Source organism: Sphingopyxis chilensis (genome assembly GCF_035930445.1).
In the GTDB taxonomy this organism is placed as follows: Bacteria; Pseudomonadota; Alphaproteobacteria; order Sphingomonadales; family Sphingomonadaceae; genus Sphingopyxis; species Sphingopyxis chilensis.
Genome location: NZ_CP142394.1, coordinates 2,415,325 through 2,431,130 on the forward strand (window position 1 = coordinate 2,415,325; position 15,806 = coordinate 2,431,130).

The 15,806-nt window shown below is 64.7% G+C and carries 15 protein-coding genes and 1 tRNA gene; 12 read left to right on the forward strand and 4 right to left on the reverse strand.

The genetic code is table 11. From position 1 onward, the window contains the following. Positions 1-496: 496 nt before the first annotated feature. Positions 497-570: transfer RNA gene (locus VSX79_RS11220), tRNA-Gly, on the reverse strand. A 464-nt stretch (positions 571-1,034) separates the two neighbouring features. Between VSX79_RS11220 and VSX79_RS11225 the strand changes: the two genes are divergently transcribed. From VSX79_RS11225 to dinB, 9 genes are all read left to right on the forward strand, one after another. Next, entirely contained in the window at positions 1,035-1,466 is a 432-nt protein-coding gene (locus VSX79_RS11225) for a UTRA domain-containing protein (RefSeq protein ID WP_326913376.1), read from the forward strand. 186 nt (positions 1,467-1,652) lie between these two features. Further along, a complete protein-coding gene (locus VSX79_RS11230) occupies positions 1,653-2,024 on the forward strand; it encodes a hypothetical protein (protein ID WP_326913377.1) in 372 nt (123 codons plus the stop codon). A gap of 140 nt (positions 2,025-2,164) precedes the next feature. Further along, the gene (locus tag VSX79_RS11235) at positions 2,165-3,367 is read left to right on the forward strand and encodes a TolC family protein (RefSeq protein ID WP_326913378.1); all 1,203 of its coding nucleotides are present in this window, start codon (positions 2,165-2,167) and stop codon (positions 3,365-3,367) included. Further along, positions 3,364-4,605 (forward strand): efflux RND transporter periplasmic adaptor subunit, encoded by a 1,242-nt coding sequence (locus VSX79_RS11240; protein ID WP_179495416.1) that lies wholly within the window; start codon positions 3,364-3,366, stop codon positions 4,603-4,605. The genes VSX79_RS11235 and VSX79_RS11240 overlap by 4 nt, the downstream gene beginning before the upstream one ends. Further along, positions 4,595-7,825, forward strand: coding sequence for a CusA/CzcA family heavy metal efflux RND transporter (locus VSX79_RS11245; RefSeq protein WP_326913379.1), 3,231 nt, complete (start codon positions 4,595-4,597; stop codon positions 7,823-7,825). Before VSX79_RS11240 ends, VSX79_RS11245 begins: the two co-directional genes overlap by 11 nt. Before the next feature lie 69 nt (positions 7,826-7,894). Continuing rightward, positions 7,895-8,617 carry a HupE/UreJ family protein gene (locus tag VSX79_RS11250; RefSeq protein ID WP_179495414.1) on the forward strand — a complete coding sequence of 241 codons (723 nt, stop codon included), beginning with the start codon at positions 7,895-7,897 and terminating at the stop codon, positions 8,615-8,617. 86 nt (positions 8,618-8,703) lie between these two features. Then, positions 8,704-9,252, forward strand: coding sequence for a transmembrane anchor protein (locus tag VSX79_RS11255; protein WP_257018076.1), 549 nt, complete (start codon positions 8,704-8,706; stop codon positions 9,250-9,252). Positions 9,253-9,310: 58 nt separating this feature from the next. Further along, positions 9,311-10,132, forward strand: a complete 822-nt coding sequence (locus tag VSX79_RS11260) for an MFS transporter (RefSeq protein WP_456154542.1) — start codon at positions 9,311-9,313, stop codon at positions 10,130-10,132. 325 nt (positions 10,133-10,457) lie between these two features. After that, on the forward strand, positions 10,458-11,510 hold the full coding sequence (gene dinB / locus VSX79_RS11265) for a DNA polymerase IV (protein ID WP_326915250.1): 1,053 nt from the start codon (positions 10,458-10,460) through the stop codon (positions 11,508-11,510). Here dinB and VSX79_RS11270 read toward each other — a convergent pair. Together VSX79_RS11270 and VSX79_RS11275 are read right to left on the reverse strand one after the other, a co-directional pair. Beyond that, the gene (locus tag VSX79_RS11270; RefSeq protein WP_326913380.1) at positions 11,503-11,961 is read right to left on the reverse strand and encodes a hypothetical protein; all 459 of its coding nucleotides are present in this window, start codon (positions 11,959-11,961) and stop codon (positions 11,503-11,505) included. The two genes, dinB and VSX79_RS11270, sit on opposite strands and share 8 nt — an antisense overlap. 56 nt (positions 11,962-12,017) lie before the next feature. Further along, positions 12,018-13,610, reverse strand: coding sequence for a peptide chain release factor 3 (locus VSX79_RS11275; RefSeq protein ID WP_326913381.1), 1,593 nt, complete (start codon positions 13,608-13,610; stop codon positions 12,018-12,020). A gap of 77 nt (positions 13,611-13,687) precedes the next feature. Here VSX79_RS11275 and VSX79_RS11280 point away from each other — a divergent pair, with 77 nt between their 5' ends. Next, positions 13,688-14,326, forward strand: a complete 639-nt coding sequence (locus VSX79_RS11280; RefSeq protein WP_326913382.1) for a hypothetical protein — start codon at positions 13,688-13,690, stop codon at positions 14,324-14,326. Between the two features lie 37 nt (positions 14,327-14,363). On the opposite strand, the gene VSX79_RS11285 is transcribed toward VSX79_RS11280, so the two are convergent. Beyond that, positions 14,364-14,651, reverse strand: coding sequence for a 4a-hydroxytetrahydrobiopterin dehydratase (locus tag VSX79_RS11285; protein WP_179495394.1), 288 nt, complete (start codon positions 14,649-14,651; stop codon positions 14,364-14,366). A 51-nt stretch (positions 14,652-14,702) separates the two neighbouring features. Here VSX79_RS11285 and VSX79_RS11290 point away from each other — a divergent pair, with 51 nt between their 5' ends. Both VSX79_RS11290 and ccmA read left to right on the forward strand, forming a co-directional pair. Continuing rightward, the gene (locus VSX79_RS11290) at positions 14,703-15,134 is read left to right on the forward strand and encodes a metallopeptidase family protein (protein ID WP_179495391.1); all 432 of its coding nucleotides are present in this window, start codon (positions 14,703-14,705) and stop codon (positions 15,132-15,134) included. 23 nt (positions 15,135-15,157) lie between these two features. After that, positions 15,158-15,742, forward strand: a complete 585-nt coding sequence (gene ccmA, locus VSX79_RS11295; protein WP_326915251.1) for a heme ABC exporter ATP-binding protein CcmA — start codon at positions 15,158-15,160, stop codon at positions 15,740-15,742. Positions 15,743-15,806 lie beyond the last annotated feature (64 nt).

Sequence of the window (15,806 nt, forward strand, 5' to 3'; positions counted from 1 at the left end):
TTGAAAGCTCGTCCCATCCAGTGCGCTGATTTTCCGCACTGCGGACAAGTTCCGGTGCTTTCCTCAGGCAGCTTCCACGATTTTCGACAATCGAAGCATGCGTGAGCTACAAGAAATTCCGGGCCGCGATGATAAGGTGGGACATAGGGGCGAGCGATGACCCTATTCCCGATCGCCCTGCGCAACTCCATGCGTTCGGATTTGGACGGTGAGGGTTTCATTCGCCGAATAGTGCCGCAATCTTCCAATGTCCGCAATCGGTCGTTTTCAGACCTTCGTCATCCCGGACTTGATCCGGGATCCACTGCGGCGTTGAAGTCGTGGACCCCGGATCAAGTCCGGGGTGACGGTTCAAAAGAATGTCCACTTCCGGTCGTTTCGAGACATTAGCGCAGCGGCATACGAAGGTCCGCTATCAGCCGATTCCTGCCAAAGCCGAGCATTACCCAGTCCGAAATGGCAATAAAACTGAATAATTATAATAGATTAGCAGTTTTGGAGCGGGTAGCGGGAATCGAACCCGCCTAGCTAGCTTGGAAGGCTAGAGCATTACCACTATGCTATACCCGCATCGCCAAGGTCGGCGGCGATTGCCATTTTGATCGGCCGCCGTCAAGCGCGCCGTTGAGAACATCTTGGCAACATGTCATTATTGCGGCAGGCGAAATCCATGTGGCGTCTGAAGGGGTCCGCTGGCTTGCGGAGCGAGCCAGCGGCCGCCCTGTGGTATATGTTCCCGGCAATCATGAATGGTACGCCCGTTTGCTTCCTGAAGAGGCCACTAAAGCCGAATCTCTAGCAGGTGAATTGCACGTCCACTTCCTCATGGATGCCGCCGTGACGATCGGCGACGTGCGATTCTTGGGCGCGACGCTTTGGACAGATTATGAGCTCATGGCCCCGTCTCCCCTTTCTGTCGAAAGGGCCATGATGGAAGCCTCCAGATATCCAAATGATCACCATCTGGTCGACATACGTCCCGGAGTGCGGTTTCAACCAGGGATGCGTCGGACGCGGTGCAACGCGAAGGGGGCGTGTATAGCTATCGCCTGCTCGATTGCGCCATGGCCGAACCGGACTGGTCGGCCCGGAGCGATCTTGGCCTTTCCGCCGGCACGCCAGCGATCCGCATGCTGTGCCTGCATTTGTGCGACGACCGGCCGTTCCAGCTGGAGGAGCGCCTGATCAATATCGAGGCGGCGCCGCAGATTACTTGTCAGCCGCTCGAAACGGTCAGTCCCGGCCAATGGCTTCTCGCGCATGTGCCCTGGACCGAGGCCAAGCATATGATTTCTGCGCAGAATGCCGATAGGAAGCTTGCAGACCATCTCGGCATCGACCCCGGCAAAGCCTGCCTGGTCGTGGAGCGGCGAACATGGAACGACGACGTGCCGGTTACATTCGCCCGGTTCTGGTATCCTGGCGGCGACCACGCCCTCGAAGGTCATTTTCATCCCTCCTGGTAAGCGCTAAGCTGAAAACGGCCGGCAGAAGACATCGCGCCTTCCGGCCTTGAAGGGGTAATTCCGAACATCGGGTCTCCAAATTGCCCATGCTTGTCAATCGCCACACCCGCGATTACACGCTTAGCCGTGACGAACCCGCTCGCTTCTGCCATGGATCGCCTGATAGCCGCGCTATGCGTTGCGCTTATGCTGTTCTATGCGGCAACAATTCCGGCCAAAGCGGCGAACCAGATTCAGCACGCGCCGGGACTGATGATCGCGCACGATCATGATGACCCGGCCAGTTTCTCGGTCGACACCGTCCATGATAATGATGACGCGCACGCCGAGCATCATGAAGACACCTCTGATGGCGAGGATGAGCCCGGCGATCGCGCCGGTGGAGGTCATCATCATCATGGCGACAGCGGCCCCAATCTGCTCGTCCCCGAAGCCGCTGCGGGCGAAGCCCGCACGTCGCTCGCCAGTCTGCACCAGGCGATTCGAGAACGACATATCGTCGGGCTGCGATCGCCCGGACCCGAACGACCTCCCAGAAGCACCTCGCTGACCGTCTGAGTTCCCGCGCCTTCTGAGGTGTGGGCTTTTCCTATGCCTTTCAGCGAGGCCGCTATCTCATGTTTTCCTTTCATCGTGCGCGCTCCGGCGCGCGTGCCGCGCGTAGAGCCATGCTCTGCGGGGCGGTCCTGCTTATCCTCGTGGCGCAGCCTGCATCGGCGCAAACTCTGGGCCTCGACGAAGCGCTTTCGCGGGTCGCGACGAACGACCCCGCTATCGCTGCCAATGCCGCGCGTCTCGAAGCCGCCGACGCCGCCATCCTGCAGGCCGACGTCCGTCCGCGCGATGTCGTCGGCATCGATTTCGAGGATTTCGCCGGGACCGGACCCTATTCGCCGCTGAACCGGTCGCAGGCGACCGGCTGGTATGAGCGGACGTGGGAACGCGGCGGCAAGCGCGAGGCGCGTATCGGCGCGGCGCGGGCCGATGTCGCGATCGTCGGAGCGCAAAACCGCGTCCGCCTGCTCGATCGCCTCGCGCGCGTGCAAGCGGCGTGGGTCGAGGCGCTGGCCACCGAGGCCGCGATCCCCGTCGCCGAGACGCGCCTCGCCGATCTCCAGCGCGTCGAACTCGATGTCGTGAAGCGCGTCACCGGCGCGCTCGATCCGTGGTTCGCCGCCGAGCGCGCGCGGACCAATGTTGCGCAGGCCGAAATCGCGCTCGAACAGGCGCGCGAAAGTGCACGGAACGCGCGTAATAATCTCGCGGCCTGGTGGGGCGGCAGCGGCGACTTCAAGCTCGACCCCGCCCTTTTCGAGACGCTCGATCTCGCCGTGCCGCCAAAGGCGGATTCGGCCGACGTCGCCATTCTCGCGGCCGAACTCGCAGCCGCCGACGCCAAGGTGAAACTCGCCGAGGCCGGCAATGTCGCCGATCCGAGCGGACGGGTCGGGCTTCGCCACTTTGGCGAGGGCAATGACGTCGCGGTGATGGTCGGCGGCTCGATCCCGCTCGGCACCAAAACTGCCAATCGCGGTAATGTGGCGCGGGCGCAGGCCGAGAAGCGCGCCATCGAAGCCGATGTCGCGGTGACACGAGTCGAGATCGAGCGAGAGATCGGCAAGATTGTGGCGGATCGGCAGCTGATTGCGTCCGAGGTCAAGCGCATCGATGCCGAAGTGCTGCCCAGCGCGACGCGCGCGGTGCGGCTGATCCGCGACGGACTAGCGCGCGGCGGCACGGCTTTCACCTTCCTCGAATTTTCGCAGGCGCAGGCGGCGGTGTCCGACGCGCGGGCGCGGCGGATCGAGTTGCTTCGCCGCTTTCACCTTCTGGGCGTCCGGCTCGACCGTTTGACCGGCCGCCACACACCCCTGCTTGCCAAAATGGAGACGATACGATGACCAAATATCTGCTCGGGGCGGCGTCGGTCATTGCCCTGGCTTTGCTCACTGGCTGCGGCGACAGCGGCACGGAGAACAAGGAAACCACAGCGGCGAAGGCCGGCGAATATGAGCGCGGCCCGCACCGCGGCCGGATGCTGCGCGAAGGCGATTTTGCGCTGGAGGTCACCATCTTCGAAGATGGCGTCGATCCCGAGTTTCGCGTTTACGCTTATCGGAACGACAAGCCGGCCAAACCCTCGGACGTCAAGCTGACGATCGAGCTCGGCCGCCTCGGCGGCAAGGTCGATCGCTTCAGCTTTGCGCCGCAGGAGGATTTCCTGCGCGGCAGCGGGGTGGTCACCGAACCACACAGCTTCGATGTTCGCGTCGCCGCGTCCGAAGGTGGCCGCAGTCACAAATGGGCCTATCAGTCCTATGAGGGCCGCACGGTGATCGCACCCGACGCCGCCAAGGCTGGCGGGGTCAAGGTCGAGGCCGCAGGACCGGCGACGGTCAGCGACCTCATCGACATGAGCGGCCGGATCGAGATCACGCCCGAAGGAAAGGCCGATGTCCGCGCGCGGCTGCCAGGCCTGATCGTGTCGCTGAACGGCAAGCTCGGTCAGCAGGTCCGCCGCGGCCAGGTGCTGGCACGGGTGGAATCAAGCCATTCGCTCCAGATTTACACGGTGCCAGCCCCGATCAGCGGCACGATCGTCGAGAAGAATGTCAATGTCGGCGACACGACCGGCGACCGTGCGCTGTTCGTGATTGCCGATCCGACCAAGCTCCACGCCGAGTTCTTCGTTTATCCGCGCGATGCCGAGCGAGTGCGCGTCGGTCAGCCGGTGAGCCTCAAGAGCCTTTCGGGTGAAGCGCGCTTTCAGGCCGAGGTCGAGGCGGTGCTGCCAACGGCGGATGTCGCGAGCCAGACGATGCTCGCGCATGTCCATCTGCCGCCGGTCGCGTCGCGCGAGTTCCGGCCCGGAATGGGCGTGGAAGGCAGCTTCGCCGTGTCGCAAGCGAATGTCCCCCTCGCGGTCCGGACCAAGGCGATCCAGCGCTTCCGCGACTTCGAGGTCGTCTTCGCCAAGGTCGGCAACACCTATGAGGTGCGGATGCTGGAAATCGGTCGCCGTACCCCCGAGTGGACGGAAGTGCTCGGCGGGCTCGCGCCCGGCGAAATCTATGTCACCGATGGCGCTTTCCTGATCCGCGCCGACATCGAGAAGTCTGGGGCCAGCCATGACCATTGATCCAGCCTCACCGGGTAAACTCCCTTTGCTTGAACGACTGATTGCGGCTGCAATCCGCTTTCGCTGGTCGGTCATCGCAATTGTCGTTTTGCTCTGCGCGATCGGCGTCTGGAGCTTCCAGCGCCTGCCGATTGACGCCACCCCCGACATCACCAACGTCCAGGTCCAGATCAACAGCGAGGCGGCGGGCTTTTCCCCGCTCGAAGCCGAACAGCGCGTCACCTTCCCGGTCGAGACGGCGATCGCCGGCCTGCCGGGACTGCAATACACCCGCTCGGTATCGCGCTACGGTCTCTCCCAGGTCACTGCGGTCTTCGAGGATGGCACGAGCATCTATTTCGCGCGGCAGCTCATCAACGAACGGCTGCAATCGGCGCGCGAACAGCTACCGCCCGGCGTAACCCCAGAAATGGGACCAATCGCGACCGGCCTCGGCGAGATCTTCATGTATACGCTGGAGGCCGAGCCGGGGGCGAAGAAGCCCGACGGCAGCGCCTACACGCCCGAGGATCTGCGCACCTTGCAGGATTGGGTAATCCGTCCGCAGCTTCGCAGCACGCCCGGGGTGACCGAGGTCAACAGCATCGGCGGCTTCGAGCGCCAATATCATGTGACCCCGATCCCGGCGCGGCTCTCGGCCTACGGACTCACGCTGGGCGATGTGGTGCAGGCGCTCGAACGCAACAACGACAATCGCGGTGCGGGCTATGTCGAACGCTATGGCGAGCAATATCTCGTCCGCACGCCGGGTCAGGCCGCCGGCACCGACGAACTCGGAATGATCATCGTCAGCAACCGGAACGGCGTGCCGATTCGTATCGCCGACGTCGCCGACGTCGGCATGGGCGAGGAGCTACGCACCGGCGCCGCGACCGAAAATGGCAAGGAGGTCGTGCTCGGTACCGTGTTCATGCTCGCGGGCGAGAACAGCCGCATCGTTGCGCGCGCCGCCGCCGAACGGCTCGAAGAAGCGGCAAAGGCGCTCCCCGCGGGCGTGAAAGCCGTCGCGATCTACGACCGCACCGACCTTGTCGAGCGCGCGATCTGGACCGTCGAGAAAAACCTGATCGAAGGCGCGCTCCTCGTCATCGTCATTCTCTTCCTGCTGCTCGGCAACGTCCGCGCGGCGCTGATCACCGCGGCGGTCATCCCGATCACGATGCTGATGACGATCAGCGGCATGGTGCGCGGCGGCATCTCGGGCAATCTGATGAGCCTCGGCGCGCTCGACTTCGGTCTGATCGTCGACGGCGCGGTCATCATCGTCGAGAATTGCCTCCGCCGCTTCGGCGAGGCACAGCACCGGCTCGGCCGTCTACTCGATCGCGACGAGCGCTTCCAGCTCGCGGCGACCGCAACGTCTGAAGTGATCCGCCCATCGCTGTTCGGAATGCTGATCATCGCGCTCGTCTACGTGCCGATCTTCGCGCTCACGGGGGTCGAGGGCAAGATGTTCCACCCGATGGCGATTACCGTCGTGATGGCGCTGACCGCTGCACTCATCCTTTCACTCACCTTCGTGCCGGCAGCCGTAGCGCTGTTCGTCACCGGCAAGGTCGAGGAGAAGGAAAGCCGGCTGATGGGCTGGGCGCGGCGCATCTACGCCCCCGCGCTCGACAAGGCGATGCGGCTTCGGGCCGCGTTCGTCGCGGGTGCGGTCGCGCTTGTCGTGATCTCGGGGATCGCCGCAAGCCGGATGGGCTCGGAGTTCGTGCCCAATCTCGATGAGGGCGACATCGCGCTCCACGCGCTCCGCATCCCAGGAACCAGCCTGTCCCAAGCGGTGCAGATGCAGACCGCGCTCGAAGCGCGGATCAAGCAGTTCCCCGAGGTCGACCGGGTGGTGGCGAAGATCGGCACCGCCGAAGTCGCGACCGATCCGATGCCGCCCTCGGTCGCCGATACCTTCATCATCATGAAGGATCGCGCCGACTGGCCGAACCCGCGCAAGCCCAAGGACCAGCTTGTCCGCGAACTGCAAGCCGCAGTGGCAGAGATTCCGGGCAATAATTACGAGTTCACCCAGCCGATCCAGATGCGCTTCAACGAACTGCTTTCGGGGGTGCGCGCCGATGTCGCGATCAAGGTCTTCGGCGACGATCTCGATACGCTGCTCGAAATCGGTCAGCAGCTCGAAGGCGTGGCTTCGGGCCTCGAAGGAGCGGCGGATGTCAGCGTCGAGCAGGTCACCGGCCTGCCGATGCTGCAAATCACCCCCGACCGGGCGGCGCTCGCGCGCTTCGGCCTCAACGTCGGCGACATCCAGGATGTCGTCGCGGTGTCGATCGGCGGGGTCCAGGCCGGCCAGATTTTCGAGGGCGACCGGCGCTTCCCGATCATCGTTCGCCTGCCCGAGAACGTCCGCGAACGGGTCGACGAGATCGGGCGGCTGCGCATTCCGCTTCCCGCCATCGGCCCATCGGCCGACGTGACGATGGGAGCGGCGCCCGATGCGGGGCTGCGCGGTTTCGTGCCGCTCGCCGATGTCGCGAAGGTCGAGGTCGTGATCGGCCCCAACCAGATCAGCCGCGAGGACGGCAAGCGCCGCGTCGTGGTGACCGCGAACGTGCGGGGCCGCGATCTCGGCTCGTTCATCGCGGAGCTTCAGGCCAAGATCGATGCCGAGGTCGAGGTGCCGCCCGGATATTGGGTCGCTTATGGCGGCACGTTCGAGCAGCTGATCTCGGCGGCAAAGCGCCTGCAAGTCGTCGTGCCCGCCGCGCTACTGCTGATCTTCGGACTGCTCTATGCGCTCTTCCGCTCGGCCAGGGATGCGGCGATCGTCTTTTCGGGGGTGCCGCTCGCGCTCACCGGGGGCGTCGCCGCGCTGCTCATCCGCGACATGCCGCTGTCGATCTCGGCCGGGGTTGGCTTCATCGCCCTGTCGGGGGTGGCGGTGCTCAACGGCGTCGTGATGCTGAGCTTCATCCGACAACTGCGTGAAAGCGGCAGCGGGCTGGACGAAGCGATCCGCGAAGGCGCGCTGACGCGTCTGCGCCCGGTGCTGATGACCGCGCTGGTGGCGAGCCTCGGCTTCGTGCCGATGGCGTTCAACGTCGGCGCCGGTGCCGAGGTCCAGCGACCGCTCGCGACCGTGGTGATCGGCGGCATCGTCTCCTCGACGATCCTGACCTTGCTCATCCTGCCCGCGCTTTATCGCATGGTCCACGGACGCGGGGCGAAAGACCAGACAACCGAGCCCCCAGCGGCCCGGCCTTAACCGGCCTGACCGCTCGCCCCGCGCATCCTTGCGGCGCGCGGGGCACCCATCACCAAGGAGAATATCCGCATGTTCATCCGGACGACCGTCCCGCGGGGCAAAAATCTTCAGAGGCTCCTGCTCGCGCTAAGCCTGACCCTACTCACGCTCGCGGCAGGCGCCGATGCCTGGGCGCATAATGTCGCCGAGGGCGACAAGGGCTATATCCAGGAAAGCAGCGGCGTCCTCTTCTGGCCGTTCGTCTATCTGGGCGCCAAGCATATGGTCACGGGCTACGACCATCTGCTCTTCCTCTTCGGCGTCATCTTCTTTCTCTACCGGATGAAGGACATCGGGCTGTATGTGACCCTGTTCGCGATCGGCCATTCGACGACGATGCTGTTCGGCGTGCTCACCGGCATCAGCGCCAACGCCTATATCATCGACGCGATTATCGGCCTGTCCGTCGTGTATAAGGCGCTCGACAATCTCGGCGCCTATCAGCGCTGGTTCGGCGTCCAGCCGAACACCAAGGCCGCCACGCTGATCTTCGGTTTCTTCCACGGCTTTGGCTTGGCGACCAAGATCATCGAGTTCGAGATCGCGCAAGAAGGGCTGATCGCAAACCTGCTCGCCTTCAACATCGGGGTCGAGATCGGGCAATTGCTGGCGCTCGGCGCTATCCTGATCGTCATGGGCTTCTGGCGCCGCACGCCGAGTTTCATGCGCCATGCCTTCGCCGCCAATGTGCTGCTGATGACCGCGGGCTTCGTGCTCGTCGGCTACCAGCTCGCCGGCTACGTCATCAGCTAACCCAAAGGAAATCCATCATGTTCAACAGCCAGAAACCCCAAATCGAAGACTTGCCAACAAGCCGTCAACTTTTGAGAGCGACCGCATTGGCGTTCGCCGCCGCCGGCGCGATCCTCGTCGCGGTCGTGCTCCCCAGCGAATATGCGATCGATCCAACGGGCATCGGCCGTCAGCTCGGCCTCACCCGGATGGGCGAGATCAAGGCCCAGCTTGCCGAGGAAGCCGCAGCCGATGCGACCGCTGGCGCCGCGCCCGTTGCCCCGGCTTCGCAGGCAGCACCCGCAAAGGTCGCGACAGTGGGCGCGGCGGCCGAAGCCCCGCGCTCGGACACGATGAAGCTGACCCTCGCGCCGGGCCAAGGCGCCGAGATCAAGGCGACGATGGCGAAGAACGCGCGCCTCACCTTCAACTGGTCGGTCGAAGGTGGCCGCGTCAATTTCGACACGCACGCCGATGCACCGGGCATCGATTACCACGGCTACGGCAAGGGCAAGGAGACCGCCGGTGAGTCCGGTGAGCTTGTCGCCGCCTTCGACGGCAAGCATGGCTGGTTCTGGCGCAATCGCTCGGCCGGGCCGGTCACGATTACGTTGCGCACCGAAGGCGCCTATACCGACCTGCGCCGCGTCGTCTGACGACGCGGTCTGCCTCCGGCCGGCAGCGTCTGGCCGGAGACCATTGCCAGGACTTGTCATGCTCGACGTGCTTGCCAACCGCACCTACCGCCACCTCTTCCTCGCACAGATCATCGCGCTCGTCGGCACCGGCCTCGCAACCGTCGCGCTCGGGCTGCTCGCCTTCGAGATCGCTGGCGCAAACGCAGGCGCGGTGCTTGGAACGGCAATGGCAATCAAGATGGTCGCCTATATCGGCGTCGCGCCGATGGTCGGCGCCTATGCGAGCCGCCTGCCCCGCAAGACCTTTCTCGTCGCGATGGACGTCGTGCGCGGCCTCGTTGCGCTGACCCTCCCGTTCGTGGACCAAGTCTGGCAGATTTACCTGCTGATCTTCATTCTTCAATCGGCGTCGGCGGGGTTCACGCCGACCTTTCAGGCAACGATCCCCGACGTGCTCCCCGACGAGAAAGACTATACGCGCGCGCTGTCGCTCTCGCGCCTCGCCTATGACATGGAAAGCCTCGTCAGCCCGATCCTCGCCGCGGCTCTGCTCGGCATCATGAGTTTCCACTGGCTCTTCTCGGGCACCGCGATCGGCTTCGCCTGCTCGGCACTGCTTGTGCTGTCGGTGACCCTGCCGCGTACCACCGCGAAGGCGCAGCCCGGCGGAATTTACGACAAGACCACCCAAGGCACCCGTCAATATCTCAAAACGCCGCGCCTGCGCGGCCTGCTCGCGGTCACGCTCGCCGCCGCGGCCGCGAGCGCGAGCGCGAGCGCGAGCGCGAGCGCGAGTCATCGTCAACACGCCGGTACTAGCAAGCCCGAGATAATGCGCCGCCTCCGCCGTCTTGAGAAGAGGCCGTCCGGAACGCGGCATATTCGCCCAGTTTGTTGAAAAGTTATTCGGTGTTCGGTACTGTTAGACGAAGATGACATTTCCACCTGAAGTGCGATACACTCCAAACCCACGAACCTCGTCATCCCAGATGAAATTCTTCTTGTTTGGAGTTGACGGACGCAGGGACCGAATGGCGTTCACTGTGACATGAATTCTCGGTTTGTTCTTCTTCACACTGGCATCCTGAGCAATCGTCAGGTAATCTCGATGCGGCAATCGATAGAGATTTTCGCCCCATGGAGGCAAAAGCCGGTCAAGAGATATGCCCTTGATTCACCAGAGAGATACAACGACAACCAACCGCAAGATCATCCATGTCGACATGGACGCCTTTTACGCCTCGGTCGAACAGCGCGACGATCCCGCGCTGCGCGGCCAGCCCGTCGCGGTTGGCGGCTCATCGCGTCGCGGTGTCGTCGCGGCGGCGAGCTATGAGGCGCGCAAGTTCGGCGTTCGCTCGGCGATGCCCAGCGTCACGGCGAAGCGCCAGTGCCCCGCCCTCATCTTCGTGCCCCCGCGCTTCGAAGTGTATCGCGAGGTGTCGCAGCAGATTCGCGCGATCTTCCGCGACTATGCCGATGAGGTCGAGCCCTTGTCGCTCGACGAAGCCTATCTCGACGTCAGCGCCGACAAGGCGGGGCTGGGCAGCGCGACGGCAACCGCACGGCTGATCCGCGCGCGCATCCGCGAAGAAACCGGCCTCACCGCCTCCGCCGGCGTTTCGTACAACAAGTTCATCGCCAAGCTGGCGTCGGACCAGAACAAGCCCGACGGCCTGACCGTCATCCCGCCCGGCCGCGGCGCGGCGTTCGTCCAGACGCTGTCGATCCGCCGCTTCCACGGCATCGGCCCGGTCACCGCGGCGAAGATGGAGGGGCTCGGCATTTTTTCGGGCGCCGATCTCGCGGCGAAGGACCCGTTCTGGCTTGCCGAGCATTTCGGCAACAGCGCCGAATGGCTCCATAACCTGGCGCGCGGCATTGATCACCGCCGCGTCAAGTCGAACCGGCCGCTGAAATCGCTGGGCGGCGAGCGCACCTTCTTCAACGATCTGGTCACCGATACCGAAATCCGCGAGGCGCTTGCGCATGTCTGCACCGTCGTGTGGGACCGCGCGGCAAAGAAAGGTGCGCGTGGCCGCACGGTGACGCTGAAGCTGCGTTACGCCGATTTCAAGACGATCACGCGCGCGAAGTCGGTGCCCTCGCCGATCCTCGACGGCAATTCGCTGCTCGCGGCGGGTGAAGCGATCCTTGCGCCGCTCCTGCCTACCGAACAGGGTATCCGCCTGCTCGGCGTCACGCTGAGCAAGTTCGAAGGCGAAGAGGAAGAGGACGAAGCCCCCGCCCCCGCCGACCTGCTCAGCCTTATTTAGCGAGCGCGGGCGCGAAGCGCCGCATCGCGGCCTTCATCTTCGGCGACATCGCCTGGTAGGAGCAGCGGATCAGCGCCTCGTCGGAAACCTGGATCTCTTCACGAAAGGGCGCGCCGACGCGATAGAGCGCGCGGTCGGCGCCTGTCGCCTTGACCCGGAAATAGCCCGCACCGTCATAGCCGCCGAACTGCATCTGGGTAAAATCGTCCTCGACGGCGCGCGTCTGTGTGATCAGCTGCAACTCGGCTGCGGGCCCCAGATTGCCCGACGGTCCGTAATAATAGACCGCGCCCCAACGCGACCCGTCGAAGATATAGCCATAGCGCACCGTCGCGCATGTCTGGTCGTCGTTGGCCCAGAACCCGGCCGCGATCGGCAATTGGATCGCCGACTGTGCCATCGCCGGCGCGCAGCTGGCAATCGCCGCCAGCGTCAAAATCCATCCGCGCATCGATACCCCCACCTTTGCCCAAGATGAGGTCATGGTGGCGGAATTGGCGGACGCGATCAACCGGCCGGAGCGAAAACCCGCTCCTTCGTCGCGGTGAAGCGGATCGCGGGATGGCGCTGGGTGACATAGCCGACCTCCCACGCATCCTTCGCCATGAACACCGGAGCGCCGTCGCGGTCGGTCGCCGCCGCGCCGCGATTGTCGGCCTGGAATGCCTTCAGCGCCGCGGCATCGTCGCTGGCGATCCAGCGCGCGGTGTCCCACGGCGACTGCTCGAGCTTCGCCTCGACCTTATACTCGGCCTCAAGCCGGCTGATCAGCACGTCGAGCTGCAACTGGCCGACGACGCCAACGATCATGTTCGCCCCGATTTCGGGGTAGAAGACCTGGATGATCCCCTCCTCGGCCATGTCGTCGAGCGCTTTCCTCAGCTGCTTGGTCTTGGTCGGGTCGACAAGCGCGACGCGGCGGAGGATTTCGGGCGCGAAATTGGGCAAGCCGGTAATCATGATATCGCTGCGTTCCGACAGCGTATCGCCGACGCGCAGTGTGCCGTGGTTCGGAATACCGATGATGTCGCCCGGAAACGCCTCTTCGGCCATTTCGCGGTCCTGCGCGAGGAACAACATCGGGCGGCTGATCGCGATCGCCTTGCCCGTCCCGCCCTGCATCAGCCGCATCCCGCGCTCGAACTTGCCCGAGCACAGCCGCATGAAGGCGATGCGGTCGCGGTGCGCGGGGTTCATGTTCGCCTGCACCTTGAACACGAAGCCGGTGACGGCATCGTCGTCCGGCTGCACCGGCGCGGGCTCGGCGGGCTGCGGCTGCGGCCCCGGCGCGTGGTTCGCCAGTCCCGCAAGCAGGTCAATGACGCCGAACTCCTTGAGCGCCGAACCAAAGAAGACCGGCGTCAGGTCGCCGTTCCGGTATGCGGCTGCATCGAACGGCGCGTAGCAGGCCGACGCCAGCTCGGTTTCTTCCTTGAGCAAGGCAAAGGCATCGGCGCTGAGCTTCGCCGCAAGCCGCGGGTCATCGAGCCCCTCGACCGCGATCCGTTCGCCCTCATACATGCGCGACGCGTCGCCGCCGGGCACCATCAGCGCCGGATCGACGAGGTCGTAAATCCCCTCGAACTGCCCGCCCATGCCCGCGGGCCAGTTCATCGGGCACACGTCGAGCGCCAGCCGGTCGGCAACCTCGTCGAGCAGCTCGAACGGCGTCTGCCCTTCGCGGTCGACCTTGTTGATGAAGGTGATGATCGGCACCGAACGCAGCCGGCACACCTCGAACAGCTTCAGCGTCTGCGGCTCGATGCCCTTCGCGGCGTCGATCACCATCACCGCACTGTCGACCGCCGTGAGGGTACGGTAGGTATCCTCGCTGAAATCCTCGTGCCCCGGCGTGTCGAGCAGGTTGAAGATCAGCCCCGCATGCTCGAAGGTCATCACCGACGAGGTCACCGAAATCCCGCGCTGCTGCTCGATCTTCATCCAGTCGGAGCGCGCGCGCCGCGCGGCGCCCCGCGCCTTGACCTCGCCCGCGATATGGATCGCGCCGCCCGCGACGAGCAGCTTCTCGGTCAGCGTCGTCTTCCCCGCGTCGGGGTGCGAAATGATGGCGAAGGTACGGCGGTCGGGATGCTTGGACATGGCGCGGGCGCCTAGCAGGTGGCGGGGCAAGTGGAAAGGGGCTGGCGTCCGCGCCCCGGTCGCCGCATGGTCGGCATATGCGCACCCTGCTGATCGCCGCTCTTCTAACCGCTGCCCCCGCCACCGCGCAGGATTCACCTTTCGTCGGCGAATATAGCCTTTCCGAAGGGCCCGATGTCGGCGGCGGCCTGCTGATCCGCAGCGATGGCCATTTCCAATATATGCTCGCCGCGGGCGCGCTCGACGAACGCGCCGAGGGCCGGTGGGAAGCTTGCGACGAACGCATCTGTCTCACCACCGATCCCAGGCCCGTGCTGCCCGTGATGGAAAAGGGCCCGCTGATCGAGGTCGACGGCGCCGTCCCGACGCTGCTCGTCACCTGGCCGAATGGCGAAGCGATCCCCGGCGTCGATTTCACGATCGGTTTCGATAGCGGCGATGCGGCCGAGAATTATACCCAATATGATGGCTGGACGATGCCCGAAGGCGACGCGCGCATCCCCCGCTGGATCGAGTTGCGCGAACCGATCTACGGCATCACCGCGCCGCGCTACGAGCTGACCGACGCCGACGGCGGCAAGCTGCGCGTCGTCATCGTGCCCAACGACATCGGCGTGGTCGATTTCAACGGCGCGTGCGCGGAACGAACCGAACGCGGGCTGACGCTTCACCGCGCCGGCGGCGACATGCGGTTCGTGCGGTTGGACGCGGAATAATATCGGCTGCCGGCCCAAAAGCGGCCGTTGCAGCGGGTCAGGCGAGCGCCTCGATCGCTTCGGCCAGTTTGGCGTCGCGTTCCGACAAGCCGTCGGCATCGTGCGTCGTCAGCAGGATATCGACGCGATTATAGACGTTCGACCATTCGGGATGATGGTCCATCTTTTCGGCGACGATCGCGACGCTCGCCATGAAGCCGAAGGCCTGTGCGAAATCGGCGAATTTGAACTGGCGCGTGATCGCGTCGCGCGACGGTTCGTGCATCCATTCGGGAAAGCGGGCGAGGAGCGCGCTGCGCTCGGTTTCGTCGAGTTTCCGGACCATCTTGTTTCTCCCGCTGGTCAATGTCGTGCGCTCGCCATAAGGAAGAGCGCGATGAGCGACAAGACCAGCCTGCCCCCCGACCTGCCCGCCGGATGGACCGGCACCGCGCCCGACGCCGATGCGCTGTTCGCGATGGCCGAGGCGGCGTTCGAAACCATGCCCGATGTGTTCAAGCCGCATATCAAGGGCGTAGTGATTGCGATCGAGGAATTCGCCGACGACGAGATACTCGCCGCGCTCGAAATCGAGCATCCCCACGACCTCACCGGCCTCTATGAAGGCCGCCCGCTGACCGAGCGCAGCGTCGGCGAAAGCGGCGGCATGCCCGACCGGGTGACGCTCTATCGCATTCCCATACTCGTCGAATGGATCGAAACCGGCGAAAAGCTCGAATGGCTGGTCCGTCATGTGTTGATCCACGAGATCGGCCATCATTTCGGTTTTTCCGACGACGACATGCACGCGCTCGAGGATATGGCGTGAGCGTTCCTCCGCGCGCGGCGAGCGTGGGTGAATTGCTGCGGCTGGACAATGTGGCGTGCATCCGCGGCGACCGGTTGCTGTTCGAGCGACTGTCGCTGACGCTCGGCCGCGGCGATGCGCTGTGGCTGCGCGGGCCCAACGGCGCGGGCAAGTCGAGTTTGATCCGCCTTGCCGCCGGATTGCTCCGCCCGGCAGCCGGAACAGTCGAGCGCCGCGAGCGCGTCGCGCTGATCGACGAAGCCAGCGCACTCGACGCCGAGCTGCCGTTGCGGCGCGCTCTCGATTTCTGGGCGCGGGTCGACACGGTCGATGGCCATGCGGTCGACCGCGCGATGGCCGATATGGCACTCGCCCCGCTCGCCGAGGTGCCGGTCGCGATGCTCTCGACCGGCCAGCGCAAGCGCGCGGCGATGGTGAGGGTGCTCGCGAGCGGCGCGGCGATCTGGCTGCTCGACGAACCCGCGAACGGCATGGACGAGGCAGCACAGGCGCGGCTGGTCGCAGCGGTTGCCAGGCACCGCGCGAACGGCGGGGCGGTAATGCTGGCGTCACACTTCGCGCTCGGGATCCCGGACTTGGCGGAGCTGGATATGGGGGCGCTCGCCTGATGCTCCTCCACTCCGTCATTGCGAGCGAAGCGAAGCAATCCAGGGCGGTTTACGTGACGCTGGA